Genomic DNA, 21,225 nt, shown 5'->3' with positions numbered 1-21,225 from the left:
CCGCCGTGGTCCCAACTCTGCGACCAGGCCCGCTGTCACCCGCCGGGGCGGCCCTGTCATCCGAGGGTTCATGATGATCGCAGCGTCCACCACGAGGTTGACAGCGATCATCGATGCTCAAGAACTTGCAGCCGTGCACGAGGTCGCTGAGGGCGATGCGTCGCGCGGAAGAGTGATGCCACGTGATGTGCGGGCGGTGATTGCGACTTGCCACGTTGCGCACTGGGCGGCCAAAAAGACTCTTTGATGTTGATTCCAGCCGATGGGCAGCAATAGCTTCCATTTGTCGCTGCGTTAAGGAGGTGTGGATCATGCGTAAGGGCGTCGAGTGGAATTGAGATTGGTCCGACCGGCTAACGTGGAGCGTCGTTGACCTTGCGGTATGAGCCCACGGAGGCATGACTGATGTCGCCCCAGCGCCGGAGGCAAGCGCTGGTTGTGCTGACCGGATCCATCGCGACGGTAGCGTTGGCGTGCCTGGCTTGGGCGGTGACCCGCCTGGGCACGCCAGCGTCGTCGACGCCGTGGATGTTCGTGGTGGTGGGGACGGCGTTGATGGCGATGGGGGCGGTCCTGCCCATGCCACTGCCGTCCCGCCTGCCGATCAGGATCACCTTGGTTCCGACCGCGTGTGTCGTGTGCGTGGCGGTGTTGCCCGCGCACTGGGTGCTAGTTTGCACTGCGGTCGGGGTCGCTGTTGGTCGCGCCGCGCGGCAGCCCTCTCACAAGGTGACTCTGCATAAGCTCATCCACAATACGAGTGTGGATGTGGTCACCGCGTTTGTCGCGGTGGCCATGATGTTTGTGGCCGGGTCCCGCCCTGGTCTTGTCACGTGGGATGAGGCGAGGCCGCAGACCGTTTCGGTGATGATCGCGTTCCTCGCCGCGGCGGTCGCGGCGCTGCTCTTCGAGGAATTGGTGACGGCCGCGGCGGTGACGTGGTCGACTGGTCAGCCGGTGCTGGTGACCGTGCGTTTCCTGTGGCGGACCCGGCTTGTCGTCGGCGTCGGTGAAGTGATCACCGCGGTGGTTATCGCCGCCGCCCTCATGATCGACTTTCGTGTCCTCGTCGCGCTGCCGTCGACGATGCTGGCGCTGTATCTCGCGGTGAGCAATCGACTGCGTATCCGGGAGGAGCGACGCGTCTGGCTGCGTTTGAACGCCTTGAGCAGCGCGCTGTCCTCTCGGAACCTGGACGAGGTGCTGCACACGGCCGTCGCGGGGGCGGTCGAGTTGTTCGGCGCGCAGTCGGCGGATATCGAGCTCAGCCGAGACGGGCGGCTGGTCCGAGCGGTCCTGCGGGGGGACGTTGCGTTGGTCGCCTTTGACGGCGATGTGGAGGCCGCTCCGGATGAGACTTCGCGGCAGACGATGTGGAGGCAGGGTTTCGGCGACCACACGACGGGCGTACGCGGGGAGGTCCGGCTGCGGCTGGGTGGCTCTCGGGCGGCGCCTTCGGAGCGTGAGCGCTCGACGCTGCAGTCCTACGTGGCGACGCTGGGCGCGAGCCTGGACACCGCGCATGCCTATGGTCTGCTGGCTCGTGAGGCGACTCATGACAGAGACACCGGTCTGCCGAACCGGCTCGGGCTGACGCAGTGGTGTTCCGCGCTACCTGACGAGTCGTGTCATGTTTTGGTAGTGCAGGTCGAGAATCTGCACTTCCTGGCGGACGCCATGGGGCAGGAGCGCACGCTGGCTGTCCTCGCGCAGGTGGCCAGTCGGCTGCGGGAGTTGTCGGCGGACGGCTCGGCCGTCGCGGCGCGTGTCGGCGATAGCACTTTTGCTCTTGTCCTGCGGGGGCTGAGTACCGATCTGGCGTATCAGCGGGCGTGCCGCGCGGTGTCGCTGCTGCGCCACGGCATTGAGGTTGCTGCCGAGCGCGTCGACTTGCGGGCCAGCGCCGGTATGGCCTCGGGTGAGCCTGGGCCGACGCTGCTGTATGCGGCGGAACGGGTGCTGTCGCGCGCGTTGCGCCGCAGTGAGGACAGGCTCGTGTTGCACAAGACGGGCACCGTCGGTGAATGGTCGCTGGCCCGAGAGCTGACGCAGGCGAGGATGTCGATCTCCTACGAGCCCGTGGTGGACCTGCACAGCGGTCGGATCATCATGGTGCACACCATGCCCCGCTGGTTGTATTCCCGCAACGACCTACTCGCCGCCGATGACTACGTCTACCAGCACATCGGCGACGTCGAAAGCTTGCAGGCGTTGGCTTCGCAGATTCTTGCACGCTCGCTGGCGGCGGCGGCTTCGTGGCGCGATGTGCTGCCCGACGCGGCGTTGGTCGTGCCGGTACCAGCCGTCGCGCTCACCCCACAGTTCGTGGACACCATGCACGAGCTGCTGCGGGTTCATGGGCTCACGGCGACGCAGCTGGTATTGGCACTGAGCCGGCCGCCGGCAGGCACTGATTCGGCCGGCGACGGTACGGAAGACTCGGGCGGACGAAGCGGCGCGCAGCTCGCGACCAGCATGGGTGTGCGTCTCCTGCTCGACAACTACGGTAGTCGGCACACCGATCTCGCGGCGCTCAACGCCGCGCAGTGGAGCTTCCTGCGTCTGCACCCGGCCTTCTCACTCGACGCGGGCTGGCGCACAGCGAAGTCAGTCATCCGCGCGGCGGTCGATCTCGCGGCCGACCTCGATCTCGTCGCTGTCGCTCCGGGGATCAGCACTCATGGGCAGCGTCAAGAGCTGGCCGTCCTCGGGTGTGCCTGCGGCAGCGGCGAGCTGTTCGGCGGAGAGATGTTCCCGAGCCAGATCCGCGCGCATGCTCAGGGCTGGACGCCTCGCCCACTCGTGCGGGCACCCCACCAGCGGCGGCTACACCGCTCGGGCTGAGCGCGCGGACGGCAGGTCCGCGGGCAGCGGCACGACGGGGATGCCGCCGATGAGTGAACTCGTGCGCGACGGGCTCAACGCGGCCGGACCTACCGGCGCCCACCTGGCGATCTCCGCGGAAACGAGCGGAGAGTCACTCAAGGCTTGATCCACACGAGCTAAGTGCCGCGCCTCAGCGCGCACATCGTGGCGGTCTCGCCCGGATGCAGGCAGCGGTAGATCAGTTGCGGGCGGCGCCACCGCCAACTGCAGGTGCCGTAGGGCTACGGCGATTGTCGCCGCGTCGGCCTCCGCGTCGGTCGAAGCGGCATCGAGGCCCTGGCGGCGGGCTAGTGCGGTGGCGCTGGCGTGCACTTGGGCACTGCACCAGGGGCGCAGTGCCCGTAGAATCTCGTGTATTTCCACAACGGTGCGGTGTCGCTGCCGTTTGCCTCTGATCTCGGTGGGAACCGGTATGGAGGTGCTGGTGGTGACGATGCTCAGGTCGGGCATGTTGTCACGCAGCGTCATCCACAGGTGCAGTAGGCGCCAGTCCGAGCGGCGGTCGTTCCACCAACTCGTCATGATCCGATGGAGCCATCGCTGGTGGTCGGTCCGCTGATCGCCATCGTCCTCTTCGTGCCCGGCGGCCCGCACGAGTCGTTGGTAGAGCAGGTCCGCGGCAAGTTCCGCCTCCGCCTCGACAACCCGGTCGATGCCGTCGTGCAACAGGTCCCCTGGGTGTTCGAGGACGAGGTGGGCGAGCTCGTGCAGCACGGTCTGGGTTCGGGTCACCGGCGGCAGCGAGCGGTCGACCAGGATGAAGTCGCCCTCCGGCTGTCCGGTGATGAGGACGCCGGGCGGGTGGCCGGCTTCCAGAGCGACGTCGCCGATCACGAGTGGCCGGCGACGAGCGGCGCTGATCGCGGTGCACCAGGCATCGACGGTGTATGGGGGGCTCGGAGCGGGCAGGCCGGTTCTCGCCAGCCGCCTGCTCATGCGCGACCGAGCCAGTAACACCTTGACCTCCCGACACCGATGCCAGCGCCGATCAAAGGCCAGAGTGTAACCGCTCCCGTAGGTATTCACACGCCCACGCAATGTGAGGGCCGCCGCCAGATGTGGATGTCCGTTAGGCTGCCGGTCCAGGATCGATCCTCAGTGGCCGGCGGGAGCAGCGGTGACCAACCAGCAGGAAAGCCCACCGACGACGCACCGACCGCGAGCCACGGTCGCGCGGATCTACGACTACCTCCTCGGCGGCAAGCAGAACTTCGAAGCCGACCGACGGGCAGCGCAGGACATCCTGAACAAGGTCCCCGCCGCGGCCAATCTCGCCCTGTCGAACAGGCTGTTCCTGCGTCGCGCCGTGCAGACTTTGGCCGAGGCTGGCATGCGGCAGTTCCTCGACCTCGGATCCGGCATCCCCACCCAGGGCAACGTCCACGAGATCGCCCAGGCGGTCGATCCCGACATCCGCGTCCTCTACGTCGACATCGACCCCGTCGCGGTGGTGGCGTCGAACCAGATCCTCGACGGAAACCTGCACTGCCGGGCGATCGAGGCCGACTTCACTCACCCCGACCTCATCCTCGACGCCCTCGCCGACGGTGACGCCGCCTCGATCATCAACCTCGACGAACCGGTCGTCGTGCTGTGGTGCTCCGTGCTGCAACTCATCCCCGACGACCAGATCGAGGGGATCATCGCGCCCATCCGTGACCTGCTCGTACCGGGCAGCGCCATGGTCATCAGCCACGTGGGCGTCGACGTGCCCGACCGCTGGGGCCCGTCGACCGTCCACCAGGCAACCGACGTCTTTCGCACCCAAGCCGCGACGGACATCCACTTCCGCACCGACGAGCAGCTCACGGCACTATTCAGCGACTTTGAGATGATCGAACCTGGCCTTGTGCCGCTGGATTGCTGGCGACCCGAACTCAGCGAACCCGACCCGTTCGTCGCCGCGTCGATACCGTCACCGATGCGTGGCGCGGTCGCGTTCCGCCGCTAACCCCGCTGCCCGTTCCTACACCACCTCAGCGCTGCCTCGCCGTCTCGATCACGATCCGATTGACGCGGCATCGGCTGCGCGGACGTAAGACCGGACGGCCTGCGTCCAAAGAACGCAACCACGATCGCGCGTCGCATGCGCGTCGCTGGTTCTGGTTGGTGGCAGCGCCTGGATCCGCTCCGCGTCGGTTTAGCCGATTTAAGGGTACGCTGAGTGATCGATCTACGTCGATGGAGCACATGACACTCGCCCGTCCGCCAGCCTCGCCTACTGCGCCAAGACGCCCGCGCTGGGGTAACCCTGTGCCACTCGAACTCTGTCGAGTGGCTGCCACGCCTCCCAGCGAGCAGCCGTGGGGCGCATGAGATCTCACGGCTGCGTCCCCGTGAGCCCGAGTCGCTGAACGGCACGCTGCGTGCCTGGTCAGACGCTGTCCTTCATGCCTGCGCGCTTCACCGGATGGAACCTTCGTGGCTGGCGATGGCCACGGAATTGCTGCCGACGCCGGCAGCAATCATCGACATGCCTGACGGCGCAATGCTCAATTAGGTGCCGGAGCTGATGCAGACGCATCAGTGAGCGAATCCATCGGTCTCGGCCCGCCGCGCACCTGCCTGTCGGGTTGATTTCCCGCATCCAGGTAGGTGCTTCGATGTCGAACGTCAAGCGGTTGTGCCAATCGCTCCTGCTGGCGCTGCTGGCCTTTGGTGGAGGTGGCGTCTTGAGTTCGGGGTGCGCCTCGATGCGGGAAGGCACCGACGCGCGGGACGCGGGGCGGGCGTCATCGGACCGGTCGATCAGCGTGCCAGCGGTTACGCCGCCGGTCCCGTCGTATCGGGCGGCGGGCGGTCTCTGCGCCCGTCTTGACCTGCGGGAGGTCGGGAGGCTGGTCGGGCTAACCGGTGATCAGCGCGACGTGTCCGCAGGCTCGGGTCGGTTCGCGGGGACGTCGTGCGTGGTGACGGTGGGACGGCTGCCGAGCGGGGTGGTGGTGACGGTCCGCGCGGACATCGGCGGTGCGGGGTCCGGCCGCGTCATGTTCGAGGGGCTGCGCCAAGCGCAGGGAGCCGACCTGCAGGTGAGTGACCTTTCGGGGTTGGGCGCCGCCGCGTACTTCTGCGTCGACCCTGTGGCCGGGGTGACGGTGGCGACGTATGACGCGAATGTCTACCTGACGGTTACCGCCGCCGCGTTGCGTCCGGGTGGTCGCTTGCCTGATGCGGTGGCTGTGGCGCTGCGCGACACGGCGTCCTCCGCGCTGGATGCGCTGCGGGTCTGACGTTTCGGACCTCTCGCTTTTCCCGCGACCCTTTCCTCATAAGGAGGTTTTTGTCATGGTTACGTCTTCGCTGCCCGCGGTGTTGCCGGGGCGCGACGCTACGGATTACGCCCGGTACATGCGTACCGATGAGCTGCTGCGACTGCAGCGGGAGCCGGGGCAGTGGGTGCACCCGGATGAATTGTTGTTCCAGATCGTGCATCAGAGCACGGAGTTGTGGTTGAAGTTGACGCGTTCGCATCTGTGTCGGGCGTTGGCGCATCTGGGGGCGGGGCAGCCGGGTGCGGCGGAGTTGCTGGTGGATCGGGCGGCGGAGGCGCTGCGGTTGATCACTGAGCATCTGCGGATCCTGCGGTCGCTGCCGCCGGCGCACTTCGCGGTCATCCGCGGTGTGTTGGGTAGCGGGTCGGGGTTCGAGTCGCCGGGTTGGCGGTTGTTGCGCTCGGCGACGACGGAGTTGGACATCGCCTACAGCCGGCTGTTGTCGTCGTTGCGGGTGACGGTGGTCGACGTGTATCGGGGTCAGCCGTCGGATCCGTTGTATCGGCTGGCGGAGGCGTTGGTCGAGCTCGACGAGCGGATCGCGTTGTGGCGCACCGAGCATTACAGCGTCGCCACCCGGGTCATCGGTCACGAGGTGCGCGGCACCCGAGGCACCCCGGTCGACAGTCTCCCGGCGCTGATCAGCCACCGCAGGTTCCCGACTTTGTGGGAGGCGCGGACGGCGATCACCCGCGCCGGCTCGGCAAGCTTGTGCCCGGGCGAGGATCCCCGTTGAGCGCGCCGGTTCTGCGCGATGCTGCGCCGTCCCTGCTCGCGGTACGGCAGAGGCTGGTCACCACGACCGCGGCGCACACGCACCTCGCGGTTTGCAGTGTCGCTCCTCGCAGTGTGGATATGGAGCAGGCGCTGTCGTGGCTGATGCGGGACCTGTCCGGGCCCGGTTTCTGGCGCGAGTGCGAGGACCAGGTCGAGCGGGCGCGGGCGCTGTTCGCGGCGCTGGTCGGCGCTGACGTCGAGCAGGTCGCGGTGCTACCCAACGCCAGTGTCGCGGCGTATCAAGCGGTGTCGCGGCGGCGGTGGAGGCGACGCCGCGACGTGGTGGCCACGCCGGCGGAGTTCCCCGGCGTCGCGCACACCTGGCTCAACCAGCCCACCGTGCGCGTGCGGTGGACCGGCCCACCCGGCGCGGCGGTGCGGACCGGGGATTTCCTGCCGTTGATCACCGCCCGTACCGGGTTGGTGTCGGTGCCGGCGGTGACCTACCGCGACTCGACCGGTCTGGACGTCGCTTGCATCGCCCGGGCCGCGCATGACGTCGGCGCGCGGGTGTTCGTCGACGCCTATCAGGCTGCCGGGGTTATGCCGCTGCACGTCGACACTCTGGGCTGTGACTACCTCGTGGCCGGCGCCGGGAAGTACCTGATGGGGCTGCCGGGTGTGGCGTTTCTGTACATCCGTCACCCCGACGGGCCGGCGCCGGCGCTGACGGGTTGGCTCGGCCGCGCGGACCCGCGCGCGCTGCGCGCGACCGTCCTGGACTGGCCGTCGCAGGCCCGCCGCTACGAGACCGGCACTCCGTGCGTGGCGTCGGTGTACGCCGCGGTCGCGGGCCTGCGGCTGGTCAACGGCCTCGACCTCGATGAGGTCCGCCGGCACACCCAACGGCTGGTCAGCGAGGCCGCGCGGCGCCTGGGCGCGTTCGGCGAGGTCGTGCGGGTCGCCGCCGCGCCTGACGCGCAGGGCGCGCACTTGGCGCTGGTCGATCCGCAGGCCGAGATCCTGGCGGGATGGCTCGCCGAGCGCGGTGTGATCACCGCCCCGCGCGCCGGTGTGCTGCGCCTGGCCGTGCACGCCTACAGCACCGACGAGGACATCGACGTCGTCTGCGACGCCGTCGCCACCTACCGGCGCCACCACCACCGCAGATCAGGAGGGATCCGATGAACCCCGCACCGTTGCAGGACTGGCTGGCCCACCGCACCCCCGCCGCGCGGCGTTTCCCCTACGACCGGGTCGTTGACGCCTACCAGCATTACGGCAAGCCCTTTGTGCCGCACGAGTGGACGACCCTGCTGCGGCGCACCCGGGAGCGGCTACCCAGCGTCGAAGGTGCCCCTGAGCAGCTGACCGCGTTCCTCGACGTCGCGCTCGACAAGACCGATGACCGTTTCGACTACCGCACCTACCTGGGCCTTCGGCTGCTGCCCATCGCCGACCCCGACCGCGACGTCGACGCGTCGCAGCGGCTGCTCGCTCACCGTGACCGGCTGCACGTGCTGCTGCTGGCTGACCTGTCCGCCTTCGAACTACGGGCCCTCGACCGGCCCGGCGCGCCGATGGGCCGCCTCCGTCCGCCGGGGCCGCTGGTGGCCAAACGGCTGCGGCACGCGATGCGCGCCGCGAGTCCTGCCCTGCACCGACTCAGCCTCCCCTTGCGCGAGGTCACCGACCCGATCGCGGTGGCCCGCCGGCTGGTCACCATGACCTGCATCGACCGCACCGAAGCGGAACGGCTGATGCTGCGCACCACCCTGCTGCCCGTGTCGAGCGTGCACGACGAACGGCTGTTCCTGCGCACCCTGCAAGCCTTCGAGGTCACCCTCGGCCTGCTCGCCGTCGACCTCACCGCCGCCGTCACCGCCGCCAGCGAGGACCAGCTGTCCACCGCCGGTGTCCGACTCACCTCCGCCGCCCGGCTGCTGCACGAGACCGCGCCCCTGTGGTCGATGCTCGCCACGATGCAGCCGCAGGCGTTCCACCTCTTCCGGACGCACACCGACGGCGCCAGCGCCATCCAGTCCCGCGCCTACAAACTCGTCGAGTCACTGTGCCGCACCCCCGATCCGAAACGCCTACGCTCCACGGCATACCTGTCCGTGCCCGACGTCCGCGCCCGGATCCGCGCCGGGCAGCTCAGCCTCGACGACGCGCTGCGCGCCATCAGCGCCGACCGCGACATCCTGACCGAATGCCCGACGCTCGCCGACGGCATCCGCGCCTTCACCGCCGCCGTGTTCCAGTGGCGGCGCACCCACTACCGCCTCGCCGTCCGCATGCTCGGCACAGAAACCCCCGGCACCGGCGCCACCCCCGGCACCCCCTACCTGCTGGGCACCCGCGACACCACCGTCATCGGCGACCCCACCACGCCCCGCCTCATGGCCATCGCCCGATGAGCACCACCGCGGTGTCCCATCACGCCGCCGCCGAGGCGCTGGGCCAGCAGGCGCACCAGTTCCTGCGCCAGTTCCACCACGAGACAGGTGCACCCGAACTCGACTTACGCTGGCGTCACGTCCGCGCTGAGGTCGCCGACACCGGAAGCTGGCACCCGACCCTCGACGAGTTGACCTACGCCGCGCGGGTCGCCTGGCGCAACGCCGGCCGCTGCATCGGCCGGGCCCGCTGGTCGCACCTGACCGTCCGCGACCGCCGCGACACCACCACCCTGCCCACGCTACGGCAGGAACTGACCGGCCACCTCGACGCCGCCATGGTCGGCGGGCGGGTCCGCCCGGTGCTCACCGTCCTGGCACCCGCCACCGCCACCGCGCCAGCCCCGCTGCGCATCATCAGTCCGCAGCTCGCCCGCTACGCGGCCTGGCACACCGACGGCGGGATCATCGGCGACCGCGCCAACCTGACCCTGACCGCCATGGCCGTCAGCCTCGGCTGGCCCGGTCCCACCCACCGCGGCGCCTTCGACCTGCTGCCCTGGATCGCCGCCACCGCCGACGACCGCCCGCACCTGCTGCTCCCCGATCACACCCGCATCCGCCAGGTGCCCATCCACCACCCCCACCACCGGTGGCTGGAAGACCTCGCGCTGCGCTGGCCCGCCGTGCCGGTCATCAGCAACATGACCCTGCACCTCGGCGGACTGCGGTTCCCCGCCCCGTTCTCCGGCGCCTTCATGGCCAGCGAAATCGCCACCCGCAACCTCGCCGACCCCGACCGCTACCACCAACTCCCCGCCGTCATCGACGGCCTCGACCTGCCCGAACACGACCGGCTACGCGCCGACAAAGCCCTGCTCACCCTGCACGAAGCAGTCCTGCACAGCTACGAGGACGCCGGCGTGTCCATCACCGACCACCACCGCGAAAGCCGCGCCTTCGCCCGCTTCACCGTCCGCGAGAAGATCGCCGGCAGAACCGTCACCGGCGACTGGAGCTGGCTGAACTCCTACCCCATGACACCCCAGGACCCGTCCTGGAACCGCTACTACGACACCAGCCAACCCACCCCGGCTCTGCGGCCAGACCCGCACGCCACCACCGCCGGGTAGCACGCAACCTCGGGCATAAACCCCTCACCGCGTCAGCAGGCCGCTGTCCCCCTCGGCCGCTGACGTCCCACCCAACCGCACCACCAGGAGGACCCATGCCACCAGGAATCAGCACCGTACGGTCCCAACAGTGGGCAACGCGCCTGGGCGCGGCGACGGTCGCCGCGCTCGTCGTCACCGCCGGATCCGCCGTCGCCGCGCCGGCACACGCCGCCGGCTGCCGCTCCTCGCCCTACAGCGCGAAACTGTCCGCCGCCGACCCGTTCATGATGTACGACGGCCCCGACGTCATCAGCTACCCGAAGTACCCCGCCTACTACCGCACCACCAGCCAGTGCAGCGACATCCAGATCCGCAACCTCGGCGACGGCGACGACTGGGGCCTCTTCGACGCCTGCGTCAACTTCTACGGACGCGCCACCTGCAACTACTGGACCCACGTGCCCACTGGCCAATGGCGCAACCTCGCCACCAACGTCAAAGATGGCACCAAGTTCTACATCTGGATCCGCATCGACCTCGGCCGCTACTACGGCTTCACCGCCGTCGGCGACTGGTAGCCACCAGGCACACCACACCACACGGGAGCGGGGCGCCGCGGCAGATCACGTACGACCCGGCGCCCCGCTCCCGCGCCTTCGCAGACGCCGCGACTGCCTGCAGCCACCCCCGCGAACAGCAGCAACCCACCCGCCCCTCACCAGCGCCCGCCGGCCCCGCTGCGCCACTGACGGCAAGCAGGGGACTGCGGCATCTAGCAAGGGCGTGCCCATCGCAGACGCGTGACGCGTCTACGCTCGTGACGGGCCGCCGTCGAGATTCGCGACGACTTCGTCGTACCGTTCGGCTTCGCTGTCGGGCACTTTGCCGGTGAGGCGGACGAGGATTCGCTTATCGTCTGGGCGGAAGTGGTGCTCCACGGGCAGTTCGCCCAGCATCAGCGCCATGTCGAGGCTCGCGACGCGGTCGGTGACCTCGTGGTCGGTGGCCCACACTTCGATGACGAGGCCACGTTGCACGCACTGCGCGACGGCGTTCGGGTCCCCCTGCGGGACGTCGGCGGCAGCTCGGGACACATAAGCGCCAGCAGTGCCCAACACGGCGTTGGGGTCGGTGTCGGCGGTCGTCGTGGCGAGGTGGGTCAGAGGCAGGCCGCTGGCAGCCATGGCGTCCAGGACGACCCGGGCGTCAGGCAACGGATCGGCGGGCTCGGCGGCGGCCCGGTGGCCGCAGCCGGCCACGGCTAGGGTCGCGGCGAGCAGAACGGCCAGCAGCGGAACTCGGGACACGATGTGCTCCTCGCAAGGCAGGGTGGCCGCGAGTGTAGTGCCCTGAGGGCTGAGCAACGCAGGGCAATACCGTGCCGGTAGACCGACAGGTCTCGCCTGGGCCCGCAGGCCACGCTGGGTCCGCTAGGCGGTACGCCGGCGCACAATCAGCGGGACGACAAGCACCCCCGGGCGGCCAGCGCGATCAGCGCGGCAGCCCACCATGGCCTTGCGGAAAAGCAGGAGCAAAGCCAAAGGTTAGCGGTACGAGCATGATGGCGTCCGTGCTGTCCGCTGTCTGTCGGATGTGCCACGCGCCCCGAGTCGACGATGATCACCGTCATGTCTGAGCATGAGCTGGCGGCGACGTGGCGTCGCATCATTCGAGGTGATGGTAAGTCGTGGGTCGTGTTCGCCCACGGCACGTGCGTCGTCCTTCCGGATCCTCGGCCTGGGGTCGATCTCGCCGTTGAGGCCATCGATGTCCTGCGCGAGTACGGTCCCGTGCACGTCGGCTCACCGGCTGGGGACTTCGGGACCCTGACTCTCGACCCTGGCCCTGGGTGGGTGGTCTACGGCCACCACAACGACGTGCTGACCTACGTAACGCCCGACGAGGTTGTCGAGGGTGACGACCTGGCCGTGGGTTTGTATGGGCGGGGAAAGCGAGACCTCGACGGCCGTGAGCTTCGTGTCGTGCACGTGGAAGACAGACGGCCGTGACGAGATCTGGCCTGAATCCTCGCCGCGAGGCCAGGTAGCGGCACCGTCAAACGTCGGGGATCTGTCGGTTCAACTCGTCGGCGAGCAGAGCAACCACCGCTGCTAGCCTGCCGATTGTGCAGCGCAGTTCCGCGTTCTCCCCGTTGAGCCGGTCAATGTCGGAGGGCTGCGGTGCTGCAGGCGCTGCGCCTGGTCCGACGTTGCCCTCAACGGTGCTGGGAGTGGCGGTGGCTTCGGCTGCGTCGTGCTCGCCGTCAGCTTCGGCCTTGCGGACCCATGTGCGCAGTGTTTCGGCCGTTCGGATGCCGAAGCGTTCGGAGTTGGCGAGGATGGCCTGCCACTCCGATGGGTACTGATCGCGGGTGTTCAGCACCGCGTGTACCGCGCGCCGGCGAAGCTCCAGCGGATAAGGCCCGCTTACCATCAGGTCCTCCTTCTGCCGAGGTCAATCGTCGTGTCGTGGCGGGTGAGTGGCGTTTTGTGAAGGTCGTGGCGCGGACCCGCCTCCGACTTCGGGGCGGGAGGTGGCGGCCATGTGGAGGTGGCTGACGCGGGAGGCGGCCGATCCGGTCAGCGCGCCCGTTGGCCGGGGTCGCCGAAGCTGTGCTGCGGCGGACGCGCGGCGCTCACCGCGGGCCGGGTGGTCATCGGATCCTGCCGAGCGCTGTCAGTGGGTCCTGCTTGAGGGTGTCGCGCCTGTCGCAGGGCGAGCTGGACGAGTCACCGCGTGGTTGCGGGTTCGATGGAGTACGGCGGCGGGCGAGCACGGCGGAGGCAACGGCGGCGGGGGCCATCAGGTAGGTCGTGCTGAGAGCGGCGACGACCGCTACGGCCAGCGCCGCGACCACGGCGCTGGCGCGTTGGCGGCGCCGAGGCAGTAGGCGCGCCGCCGCGAGGAGCCCGGCGAGGGTGACGCAGGCGAGCAGCGCGGCGAACACCCGCATGAGCGCTTCGACGGTGACGGTATGCGGCGCTGCCGCGGCGGCGATCGTGATGGTGGTGGCGGCGGCGGCTTGGACGAGGGCGCTGCGTCGGGGTTCGGCGTCGTGTCCGGTCACGGCGAGAGCGGCGGGTAGGACGCGGTGGCGGGCCAGGGCCAAGCCGGCGCGGGCGGCGGCGGCGACGAAGGTGATGCTGGCGGCTGCGGTGAACAACACCGCCGCCGCGGCGACGAGGGTTGCGGCCCATGGCTGGTTGGTGGGGGCGATCAGCCCCATCAGCGGCACGGGGCTGTTGGCGGCGTCGTCGCCGAGGACCCCGACGGTGCAGACGGCCAAGCCGGTGTAGAGCACGGCGACGACGGTCAGGCTCGCGCGTGCTACCCGCCGGATGTGGGTGGGGTGGGTGTAGTCGGCGGAGAGGTTAGCGGTGGCTTCCCAGCCGCAGATGGCGGTGAACAGCACGGCGAGCGCGCTGCCGACGCCGGCGATGCCGTGTGGCGCGAACGGGGTGATCCGCTGCGGGTCCACGTGCGGGCCGGCGGCGGTGAGCACTGCGGCCAGCGTGGCGATCAGCACGGCGGTGAGGGCGAGTTGCAGTCGCGCCGACAGTCGCAGCCCGACGAGGTTCGCTCCGTAGATGGTGCCGAGCAGCGCCACGGCGACCGGGCCGGTTGCCGAGGTGGGGGCGTCGAGCGCGGCGGTGACGTAGCGGGCGCCGGCGATGCCGCCGGCGACGACTCCGGCGGGGACGGCGGCGTAGAGCCAGGCGCCGACGACGGCGGCGGCGTGGGCGCCGAAGGCGTGGTGGGTGAACGTGGCGACGCCGCCGGCGTCGGGGTAGCGGGCGCCGAGGGTGGCAAAAGACGTCGCGATCAGCGCGGACACGCACAGCAGCGCCGCCCATGCCACCAGCGATGCGGGGCCGGCGGCCCGTACCGCTATCGCCGGCAGCACCAGGACGCCGGGGCCGAGGACGGCGCCGACGCTCAGGGCGACGCCGCGAGCGGTGCCGATCCCGCCGCTCACCGGCGTGTCCCGAAGCTTGCAGGGCCGCTGCTGGTGGCGGTGGTCTGTCGGGCCAGGGCGGCGAGGGCGTCGGCGAAGTCGTCGTGGCGGGGCATGCCGGCGGCGGCGAACATCTGCGCGAGCCGGGCGTCGATGTCGCGGCGCAGCATGTCCGCGAGTGCGGCGCCGGCCGGGGTCGGCTGCACCACGATCCTGCGGTGGTCGTGCTCGTGCATCTCCCGCACCACTAAGGCGCGGTCGGTCAGGGTGGCGAGGGCGGCGGTGGCCGTCGATCGCGCGACGCCGGCGAGGCGGGCGATGTGGGGAGGTTCGATCACCCGGCGGGCGCAGACGAGAAGGAGCACGTCGTAGCTCGTCCAGGTCAGGTCCACCTCGTGCAGCACGACCCGTTCCAACTGCGTGCGCACCGCCTGGGCGGTGCGGCACAGCTGCGTCACCGGGTCGAGTCCGGCGGGGCGGGCGGGGCGGCGTCGCACCTGGGGCCGGTAGATCCGATCGGTCGGTCGGCGGGTCGACGCGCTCACCGCGACCACCTGCCCCGGCGGGGCCGCCGCACCGTCTGCCGATCCCGGCGGCGTCCCCCGCGCCGGTCGGCCGGCGGCGGCTGCCGTGGCGCTCGTGCGCGGTGTGGGTACGACTGGTCCTCGTGCAAGACAGACCTCCTGTTCGTCGAGTTGAGGCGGGTTGGGCTCCGGTTACCGCTGGTCGCCGAAGGTGGTGGCGAGGGCGGCGTTGACTAGCCAGGCGAGCCGTCGGAGTCGGTGGTGAACATCCACCAGCGCCGCTCGCGGCGACGTGGACCCAGTGGACGCCGAGACGGCGACGAGGGCCTCGACGTTCCCGCCGAGGTCCCGCAGCACCGACTCGACGGCCGGGTGCGGCGCGGTCTCGCTCGTAGGCGGCCCGGGCGGCGGCGACGGGTTGGGCGGCGGCGCGGCGGTAGGCGGCTGATGCGAGTCGTGCTCCGCGTCGCTGGGTCGTTGCTCCATCGCCGTCGGCTCCTTAGGGGTGCGCTGTCGGTCGGGTCGCGGCAACGACCGGCCGCACCGCCGTGAGGCGGTCGGCTCGGGGGCAGCCGCGGGCTGCGGGGGAAACGGGGACCCTGGCCGGCGAAGGCGTCGCTTCGCCGGCCAGGTCCCGCCCGCCGCGCGTCCTCACGGGGGTGAAGGACAGCGCGACGGGCCAGCGCCCGCGTCTCGTGCGCCCTGGCCCGCGCCTCACACGGAGGCGTCGCGGCGCTAGCGGCGTCTCGGTGACGGCCGCCGGCCCGGGGCGGGGCTCCCACCGATCTGTGGCGGGTGCACGAAGTGCGGCGCTCGCGGCGACGGCGTGTCCCCCTCCGACCGCCGTCGCCCGCGCACCGGGGCGCCTATCGCGTACGGCATCCCGATCCGCTACGCTGCAACCAACTTAAGTTCGACGAAACCGAACCGCAGTTGATGAAGCGATACGGCGAGCTAAGCACGACACCACGATGCCGTCAACCACAGTTGTTCGAAAGTCAAGCATAGTTGGGGAGGTCTGGTGAGCGAAAAGCCTGGTGAGACGGCCGAGGACCTCACCTCACGACTGATCCAAACTCGTCTGCGCGCACTGTTCGACGCGCGCGACGAAGCCCGAGCGCCCTACACCGAGACCGAGGTCGCCCGCGCGCTGACCGCTTCCGGCCACAAGATCACTGCCGAGGGGATCCGCAATCTGCTGCGCTCCGAGCGCATCAATCCCAAGGCCACGACCCTGCGCGCCCTCGCCCAGTTCTTCAAGGTCCCCGCCGGTCATCTCCTCGGCGACGACGAGGGCGAGACCGCCAGCCGGCAGGCGAAAGTGATGGCCCGGTCCTTCGACGAACTCAGCCCCCGCTCACGGGCCAGCCTCGCACGGGTCATCCACGAATTTCTGCAGGTGGACAAGGCGGCGCGAGGCGACGCCGACGATCAACCGCCGCCGGATCGGCAGCGGTAACGAGGCTCGCTCACGCCCCCGGCGCGACGCGGTGCCGATGCCACCGGAGACGACTACCGATGTCGGAGGTCGTCAACGGCGCGGGGCGCCGACCATGGGTGGCGGGGCGATCCGTGCGAGGGCAGTCGCCAGGGCGCGTTCGGCTACGCCGGTTCCTCGTCGGCGGCAGGCGGTTGATCCGGATCGGGATCCGACGCCCGGGGAACTTCAGGGCCCGCCAGCGACAGGCGCAGCAGCGTCTCGATGCGGGTGACCCGGAAGCGGCGTCCGGCCACGACCAACTCGTCCACCGGCTCGGCGTCAAGCTCGTCGGCGGCCTGCTGATAGAGGCCTGCCTGCGCGTCGGTCAGGCGCAGCCGGAGCGGTTCGAGGTGACGCAGACCGAAGGCGATCTCGTCGCGGGCCAACTGCGGTGTGGCCACCGCCCGGCTGTACGGGCGCCACGAGTCTCCGACGAACTCGGCGGCGGCGAACCGCGGCGGAAGAACGACCCCGAGCGGATGCGAGATCACGGCGGCCTTGCTGTCGGCGTACACGTCAGCGGGCACCTGACCGCGTGGGTAGTGCGCGGTCATCAACTCCACCCGTAACACCGCCTCGCTGACACCGGTCGCCGCGTCCGGATCGGCGACGATCTCCTCGTCGAGGAAACTGTCGTGCTCGTCGGCCCCTCGAGGGTCACGATCCGTCGGTCGAGGCGGCTCCGGCCCATCCACGCCGAACCGCGCGAACGTGTCCACCCGCACGATGCGATGCGCGCACCCCGCCACCATCACCTCGTCGACCTTTGCCCGGTCCAGCACCTGCACCACCGCGGTCAAATCCGCGACCACCGCTGGCTGCACCGTCTCCGCGAGCCTGACCCGCAGCCGGTGCGCGAGCGTGTCCCGCGCCTCCTGCGGCGTGTCCGCCACCACCGCGTGAACCCGCCACCGACCCTGATCGGCGACCGCGTGACCGAACAGCGGCGCGCCGATACGGATCGTGGGGTACCGGGCAGCACGACGGGCCGAGTCGTCCTCCGTCAACGCGCCGACCGGGTCGGTACGCTGCTGCACCCGCACCACGACCGCCGGCGCCAACTCCTCACGCTCACTCATAGCGATCATTGTGTGACAGCTTCGCGTCGCCTGCGGATCAGGCTCGCGGGACACACGGGCAACTTGTCCTCCTCCTCCGCTCGCGCCAAGCCCATGCCGCGACCCTCTGAGGAGACCGTGGCCCTCCTGTGCTCAGCGCCCACCGCGGGTGAGATGGGGCGTCAGCGCAATGGACGTGCCGCAGACTGGATACCGTCGCAGGATGGACGTGCTGCTCCGCGGCGGGCCAGGCGACGGCCAGGTCGTACCGGCGACCGGCGACGTCGCGCTCTGGCGGGCATGCCTGTACGAAGCCACCAGCGACTACGGCCACCGGCGTGGCGGGCCGAGCTTGCGCGTCTACCGGCACCGCCCCGACTGCTGCCAACCCCATGGCCGCGGCAGCGACGACCGCTGCGAGTAGCCCAACCGCTGATGACAGCTCCTCGAACACGTGTACGATTTAGGGGTGCGGGAGATGGTCAAGCGGTGGTGGAACGGCAGCTGGGGCCGGCTCACCCGACGCGACATATGGCTCGTGCGCGAAAGCCAGTGGACCGTCGTAGCGCGCGCCGGAGACACCGACACCGGCACAGTCCTACGCTGGACATACGACTCCCGCGACGACGCCTCCGCCATGATCGACCGTCTTCTGCGCGCCGACAACGCCGGCCAGTGGCGTGAGCAGCGCAGCGGTTCGACTGAGCCGGCAGACCCGCGCCGCGTCACCGCGACGCAGAAGAAGCGGCAACACTGATCGCGCATCTGCGGCTCACTCCGGCCGGGCCGGACTCAAACTCACCGGCGCATTCGAGCCGGCGACGCTCCCCTGCCCGCCTCCCGCGGCACAGGCCCCGCTCGCGCCCGACCGTCTGGCGTATCCGGCCAGCTCGATCGGGCTGAGGTCGGCGAGCTGGCAAGCTCCGTGCTTAGCCGTAGCCGGGGGTGACGCCGCGGCCCGCCGCCGCGAAGGAGGCCCAGCGCGTCGCCGAGCGGCGGTCCCGCGACGTTGAGATCGAAACCGAACGGATGCAGCGCGACACATGTCTGCAGGTCGCCGACGCCCGCGAGGCCCAGGGCCGCGCCGAGGCCGCCGCCGGCGAACGCGCCCAGGCCGTCCGCGCCGATCTCAAGGACGCCCAGGGCGAGCTGGCCGACGTGCGCGTCCAACTCGCCACCGCGACGTCCCGCGCCGATGTCGCCCACGACCGGATCACCCGCCTCGACGCCCAGCTGACCGCCACCACCGCCGACCGCGACGCCGTCCGCGCGGAGCTGGCCGACCTGCGTACCCAGTTCGCCGTCGCGCTCGCCCGTGCCGACGTGGCCCAGGCCGCTACCGACCGGGCCCGGCATGTCGAGCAAGCTCACATGAGAGCCATGGAGAAGCTGGGCTGGCACTAGGCCGCCGCCGAGGCCGTCGTCGACCCGGCCCAGCGCGCCGAGGCCCGCGCCGGAGCAGCTGAAGGCCCAACTCGATCTGGCCCGCGCCGAGGCGATGAGCACCGACCGCCCGGGTGGGTAGCAATGACCGGCGAGCTGGAGAACCTGCTCGTCGACCACGACCGGCTGACCGCCGCCGGCGGGCAGTCGAACCGGTGGGCGGTTCCGCTGTTTCGAGCGCCGTGGTCGGGACGGAAAGCGGACGTCGAGCAGCCAGCGGGGCCCGTGGTGCCGGGACATTCACGGAGGTTCCGGTTCGCTAGCGGCAGGCATAGTCATGGCATCCGAGACTGGACCTTGGCTGCTGCGGTGCCGTCATCGCAGCATGTCGACCAAGTCGCCCGAGGGGTCGAACAGGCGTTGGACGGGCACACGGAGCCTGTACGCCTCGCGGGAAAGCAGCAGCATCGTCTCTTCGTAGCCCGCGAGATCTCGCGGAAGCCACTTCCCAGTCAGAGTGCGCTCGTGCACCCGGTGCCACAGGTCTTCGCAGGCGCTCCCCGCGCTTTCTACGACTTGCACCGCCTGTTCGCGAGTGACGAGGCGGTCCTCGATGGCGGCTGGGAGGCATCGCAGCCTGTTCGCCGAGTTGTACGCGATCGACAAAGCCGTGGCGAGCGGGGTGGTGCCGTGGAACTCCATCCGGTCTTTCTCGATGACGCGATTGAGGACTGCGAGCATCCTGCGCGCCACCGTCTCGATCTGCTGCAGGGTGTTGGGTGGAGTGGGGAGGTGGTGGCGCTTGATTTCAACCAGATACGCCTCTTGGGTGTCGTTGTTCGTTGCGATGATGTCTGCGCCGCCACCGGCGGGGTCGAGCTGCTCTACCCAGTCGGCCCCGGGTCGAGCCGGGCCGACAATCGCCGCCAACCCGACCTTGGCATCGAGTTTGTTTTCCTGGGCTGTGACTGCGCGGTGGTAGTGCTCCGCGAGGAGGATCTCCTGCAGCCCCGCCTTGATGTCCCACGTCTCCTCAAACCGACGCTCGATCTCGTCGAGGGCCGCACGGCTCGCCGCGTCGATGTCTTCACCGCCCATCAAGTCCAGCAGCGGCCTCGGGTCGGTGGTGGCGGGGTGCCTCTTCGGCGTCCCTGTGGCTTGGTCGTTCATGGTCGCCCCCTCGCTCACTGGTCGCCCGCGTCCTGCGTCTGCATGATTTCGGCGAGTCGGCGCCTCGCTTTCCACAGGCTGGTTCGCACCGCCTCCGGCGTCATCTTCAGCTCTTTGGCGATCTCGGCCGGCTCGTACTCCTCGGATGCCCACAGCAGCAGCTGGCGTTGGCGCGGCGGCAGTTGCTGCAACGCCGCCCGGAAGTCGTGCAGAGTGTCCGAGGCGGCGAACTCGCACGCATCCACCTTGCGAGGAACTCGGTCCTCGTTGTCCTCGAGCGGAAGGAGCTCGTCCCTGGCGAGCCGCTGAACGGACAGCCGGGAGGCGGTCCTGCGCGCCCAGGCTTTCGGGTGTTCGATCGTGGGCCATCTCTCGAAAGCCAGGCGCATCGTCTCCTGCGCGATGTCGTAGGCGTCAGCTTCGGACGCCCACCCGTGCAGGTACACCCAAGCGCTCAGGCGAGCCATGAACCCTTCGTAGAAGGAACTGAACTCGTTGCGGATCCGGTCCCGGTCGAGCGCTGTGAGTTCGATTGTCGGTGCGCATGGCGTCAGACCGATGTTTCCGTAAATGGTTCCGTGGCTCTGCACCGATGGCTCGGGCCGCTCAGTGGTCTTGTCATCCACGAGGGCTCCCGCTGACGGGTGTGGCGGGAACCGTCAGGGTGATGCAGGACCCGTCGGCGCGTTGGTCGCGCAGCCGTCCACCGAAGGGCAGGACCTCGGCGATCGCGACGAGCGAATCACCGCGGGCCCTCTCCTGTCGCATGCGCCACCGAACGCGGATCCACAGCGCCGTCAAGCCGGTGACGCTGGCGACAGCGGCAGCCGCGAATCCACCCCAGTTCAGTACTTCCACTGAGCCTCGCTTCAGTCGATGGGCCACGCTGGTGCGTGGCACTGATAGGTAGAGGGAAAAAAGTGGGCTGGCGTTAACCGCCAGGTCCAAGATTTTTAGGTCAGTGCCAGTTGGAACCTGTGGTAGGGGCTCGCGTATGGGCCAGTGCATTGCCAGATGTTCAGCGTGACTGCCATATGGTCGAGGGCTGGCTGCTCAGCGTTCATGGGACTTCTCAGCGATGCCGTGGTGAGGCGGTCGCGGCGACCGTCCGGAGGCCAGCCGACGCCTGCAGGGCCGGACGATCATGATATGCACGGGTCGAAGCTCGCGGCCCAGGCCGGGCATGGGGTCGATACTCTGGATCGCTCTCGACACGGCTCAGTCCGTCGCTGGCACCGCGATCACCGCTATCGGCGGAATCGTCGC

At 69.7% G+C, this 21,225-nt stretch carries 22 protein-coding genes; 13 read left to right on the top strand and 9 right to left on the bottom strand.

Features of this window, described 5'->3' with window-relative positions; genetic code table 11:
* Positions 1-405 precede the first annotated feature (405 nt).
* Entirely contained in the window at positions 406-2,844 is a 2,439-nt protein-coding gene (locus tag ACLQ2W_RS01225) for an EAL domain-containing protein (protein WP_425784911.1), read from the top strand.
* Here ACLQ2W_RS01225 and ACLQ2W_RS01220 read toward each other — a convergent pair.
* Positions 2,827-3,720, bottom strand: a complete 894-nt coding sequence (locus tag ACLQ2W_RS01220; RefSeq protein ID WP_425784910.1) for a DUF6545 domain-containing protein — start codon at positions 3,718-3,720, stop codon at positions 2,827-2,829. The genes ACLQ2W_RS01225 and ACLQ2W_RS01220 overlap by 18 nt on opposite strands.
* A gap of 283 nt (positions 3,721-4,003) precedes the next feature.
* Between ACLQ2W_RS01220 and ACLQ2W_RS01215 the strand changes: the two genes are divergently transcribed.
* The 7 genes from ACLQ2W_RS01215 to ACLQ2W_RS01185 all read left to right on the top strand — a co-directional run bounded on the left by ACLQ2W_RS01215 (position 4,004) and on the right by ACLQ2W_RS01185 (position 10,967).
* Entirely contained in the window at positions 4,004-4,837 is an 834-nt protein-coding gene (locus ACLQ2W_RS01215) for an SAM-dependent methyltransferase (protein WP_425784909.1), read from the top strand.
* Positions 4,838-5,489: 652 nt separating this feature from the next.
* Positions 5,490-6,116 carry a hypothetical protein gene (locus ACLQ2W_RS01210; protein WP_425784908.1) on the top strand — a complete coding sequence of 209 codons (627 nt, stop codon included), beginning with the start codon at positions 5,490-5,492 and terminating at the stop codon, positions 6,114-6,116.
* 55 nt (positions 6,117-6,171) lie between these two features.
* Complete coding sequence (locus tag ACLQ2W_RS01205; protein WP_425784907.1) at positions 6,172-6,894, top strand: tryptophan 2,3-dioxygenase family protein; 723 nt, start codon at positions 6,172-6,174, stop codon at positions 6,892-6,894.
* Positions 6,895-7,013: 119 nt separating this feature from the next.
* Positions 7,014-8,063, top strand: a complete 1,050-nt coding sequence (locus tag ACLQ2W_RS01200) for an aminotransferase class V-fold PLP-dependent enzyme (RefSeq protein WP_425784906.1) — start codon at positions 7,014-7,016, stop codon at positions 8,061-8,063.
* Positions 8,060-9,295, top strand: coding sequence for a tryptophan 2,3-dioxygenase family protein (locus ACLQ2W_RS01195; protein ID WP_425784905.1), 1,236 nt, complete (start codon positions 8,060-8,062; stop codon positions 9,293-9,295). The genes ACLQ2W_RS01200 and ACLQ2W_RS01195 overlap by 4 nt, the downstream gene beginning before the upstream one ends.
* Positions 9,292-10,407 carry a nitric oxide synthase oxygenase gene (locus tag ACLQ2W_RS01190; RefSeq protein ID WP_425784904.1) on the top strand — a complete coding sequence of 372 codons (1,116 nt, stop codon included), beginning with the start codon at positions 9,292-9,294 and terminating at the stop codon, positions 10,405-10,407. The genes ACLQ2W_RS01195 and ACLQ2W_RS01190 overlap by 4 nt, the downstream gene beginning before the upstream one ends.
* Positions 10,408-10,502: 95 nt before the next feature.
* Positions 10,503-10,967 carry a hypothetical protein gene (locus tag ACLQ2W_RS01185; protein ID WP_425784903.1) on the top strand — a complete coding sequence of 155 codons (465 nt, stop codon included), beginning with the start codon at positions 10,503-10,505 and terminating at the stop codon, positions 10,965-10,967.
* A 231-nt stretch (positions 10,968-11,198) separates the two neighbouring features.
* Here the strand turns inward: ACLQ2W_RS01185 and ACLQ2W_RS01180 are convergent, their stop codons facing one another.
* Entirely contained in the window at positions 11,199-11,696 is a 498-nt protein-coding gene (locus ACLQ2W_RS01180) for a hypothetical protein (protein WP_425784902.1), read from the bottom strand.
* Between the two features lie 321 nt (positions 11,697-12,017).
* On the opposite strand from ACLQ2W_RS01180, the gene ACLQ2W_RS01175 reads away from it, so the two are divergent.
* A complete protein-coding gene (locus ACLQ2W_RS01175) occupies positions 12,018-12,398 on the top strand; it encodes a hypothetical protein (RefSeq protein WP_425784901.1) in 381 nt (126 codons plus the stop codon).
* 46 nt (positions 12,399-12,444) lie between these two features.
* Here the strand turns inward: ACLQ2W_RS01175 and ACLQ2W_RS01170 are convergent, their stop codons facing one another.
* From ACLQ2W_RS01170 to ACLQ2W_RS01155, 4 genes are all read right to left on the bottom strand, one after another.
* Positions 12,445-12,822 (bottom strand): hypothetical protein, encoded by a 378-nt coding sequence (locus ACLQ2W_RS01170; RefSeq protein WP_425784900.1) that lies wholly within the window; start codon positions 12,820-12,822, stop codon positions 12,445-12,447.
* 220 nt (positions 12,823-13,042) lie between these two features.
* The gene (locus ACLQ2W_RS01165; protein ID WP_425784899.1) at positions 13,043-14,365 is read right to left on the bottom strand and encodes an APC family permease; all 1,323 of its coding nucleotides are present in this window, start codon (positions 14,363-14,365) and stop codon (positions 13,043-13,045) included.
* A complete protein-coding gene (locus ACLQ2W_RS01160; protein WP_425784898.1) occupies positions 14,362-14,889 on the bottom strand; it encodes a MarR family transcriptional regulator in 528 nt (175 codons plus the stop codon). Before ACLQ2W_RS01160 ends, ACLQ2W_RS01165 begins: the two co-directional genes overlap by 4 nt.
* A 171-nt stretch (positions 14,890-15,060) precedes the next feature.
* Positions 15,061-15,354 (bottom strand): hypothetical protein, encoded by a 294-nt coding sequence (locus ACLQ2W_RS01155; RefSeq protein WP_425784897.1) that lies wholly within the window; start codon positions 15,352-15,354, stop codon positions 15,061-15,063.
* A gap of 535 nt (positions 15,355-15,889) precedes the next feature.
* Here ACLQ2W_RS01155 and ACLQ2W_RS01150 point away from each other — a divergent pair.
* Entirely contained in the window at positions 15,890-16,327 is a 438-nt protein-coding gene (locus tag ACLQ2W_RS01150; RefSeq protein WP_425784896.1) for a hypothetical protein, read from the top strand.
* Positions 16,328-16,470: 143 nt separating this feature from the next.
* Here ACLQ2W_RS01150 and ACLQ2W_RS01145 read toward each other — a convergent pair whose 3' ends face one another.
* Complete coding sequence (locus ACLQ2W_RS01145; protein ID WP_425784895.1) at positions 16,471-17,427, bottom strand: DUF5954 family protein; 957 nt, start codon at positions 17,425-17,427, stop codon at positions 16,471-16,473.
* A 202-nt stretch (positions 17,428-17,629) separates the two neighbouring features.
* On the opposite strand from ACLQ2W_RS01145, the gene ACLQ2W_RS01140 reads away from it, so the two are divergent.
* The 3 genes from ACLQ2W_RS01140 to ACLQ2W_RS01130 all read left to right on the top strand — a co-directional run bounded on the left by ACLQ2W_RS01140 (position 17,630) and on the right by ACLQ2W_RS01130 (position 18,810).
* Positions 17,630-17,830, top strand: coding sequence for a hypothetical protein (locus tag ACLQ2W_RS01140; protein WP_425784894.1), 201 nt, complete (start codon positions 17,630-17,632; stop codon positions 17,828-17,830).
* A 54-nt stretch (positions 17,831-17,884) separates the two neighbouring features.
* Entirely contained in the window at positions 17,885-18,163 is a 279-nt protein-coding gene (locus ACLQ2W_RS01135; protein ID WP_425785983.1) for a hypothetical protein, read from the top strand.
* 188 nt (positions 18,164-18,351) lie between these two features.
* Positions 18,352-18,810, top strand: a complete 459-nt coding sequence (locus ACLQ2W_RS01130) for a hypothetical protein (RefSeq protein WP_425784893.1) — start codon at positions 18,352-18,354, stop codon at positions 18,808-18,810.
* A gap of 354 nt (positions 18,811-19,164) precedes the next feature.
* On the opposite strand, the gene ACLQ2W_RS01125 is transcribed toward ACLQ2W_RS01130, so the two are convergent.
* A complete protein-coding gene (locus ACLQ2W_RS01125; protein WP_425784892.1) occupies positions 19,165-19,959 on the bottom strand; it encodes a hypothetical protein in 795 nt (264 codons plus the stop codon).
* 14 nt (positions 19,960-19,973) lie between these two features.
* Positions 19,974-20,585, bottom strand: coding sequence for an RNA polymerase sigma factor (locus tag ACLQ2W_RS01120; RefSeq protein WP_425784891.1), 612 nt, complete (start codon positions 20,583-20,585; stop codon positions 19,974-19,976).
* Positions 20,586-21,225 lie beyond the last annotated feature (640 nt).

This window comes from Micromonospora sp. DT227, from assembly GCF_049841835.1.
GTDB lineage: Bacteria > Actinomycetota > Actinomycetes > Mycobacteriales > Micromonosporaceae > Micromonospora.
The sequence above is the reverse complement of the archived record's forward strand: the minus strand, read 5'-3'. Positions and strand labels throughout refer to the sequence as shown.

Bases quoted from the DNA above. Each gene is read 5' to 3' on its own strand.
- ACLQ2W_RS01170 (WP_425784900.1), bottom strand. From the start codon at position 12,822: ATGGTAAGCGGGCCTTATCCGCTGGAGCTTCGCCGGCGCGCGGTACAC.
- ACLQ2W_RS01195 (WP_425784905.1), top strand. From the start codon at position 8,060: ATGAACCCCGCACCGTTGCAGGACTGGCTGGCCCACCGCACCCCCGCC.
- ACLQ2W_RS01210 (WP_425784908.1), top strand. From the start codon at position 5,490: ATGTCGAACGTCAAGCGGTTGTGCCAATCGCTCCTGCTGGCGCTGCTG.
- ACLQ2W_RS01145 (WP_425784895.1), bottom strand. From the start codon at position 17,427: ATGAGTGAGCGTGAGGAGTTGGCGCCGGCGGTCGTGGTGCGGGTGCAG.
- ACLQ2W_RS01205 (WP_425784907.1), top strand. From the start codon at position 6,172: ATGGTTACGTCTTCGCTGCCCGCGGTGTTGCCGGGGCGCGACGCTACG.
- ACLQ2W_RS01185 (WP_425784903.1), top strand. From the start codon at position 10,503: ATGCCACCAGGAATCAGCACCGTACGGTCCCAACAGTGGGCAACGCGC.
- ACLQ2W_RS01125 (WP_425784892.1), bottom strand. From the start codon at position 19,959: ATGAACGACCAAGCCACAGGGACGCCGAAGAGGCACCCCGCCACCACC.
- ACLQ2W_RS01155 (WP_425784897.1), bottom strand. From the start codon at position 15,354: ATGGAGCAACGACCCAGCGACGCGGAGCACGACTCGCATCAGCCGCCT.
- ACLQ2W_RS01190 (WP_425784904.1), top strand. From the start codon at position 9,292: ATGAGCACCACCGCGGTGTCCCATCACGCCGCCGCCGAGGCGCTGGGC.
- ACLQ2W_RS01140 (WP_425784894.1), top strand. From the start codon at position 17,630: ATGGACGTGCTGCTCCGCGGCGGGCCAGGCGACGGCCAGGTCGTACCG.
- ACLQ2W_RS01200 (WP_425784906.1), top strand. From the start codon at position 7,014: ATGGAGCAGGCGCTGTCGTGGCTGATGCGGGACCTGTCCGGGCCCGGT.
- ACLQ2W_RS01225 (WP_425784911.1), top strand. From the start codon at position 406: ATGTCGCCCCAGCGCCGGAGGCAAGCGCTGGTTGTGCTGACCGGATCC.
- ACLQ2W_RS01175 (WP_425784901.1), top strand. From the start codon at position 12,018: ATGTCTGAGCATGAGCTGGCGGCGACGTGGCGTCGCATCATTCGAGGT.
- ACLQ2W_RS01135 (WP_425785983.1), top strand. From the start codon at position 17,885: ATGGTCAAGCGGTGGTGGAACGGCAGCTGGGGCCGGCTCACCCGACGC.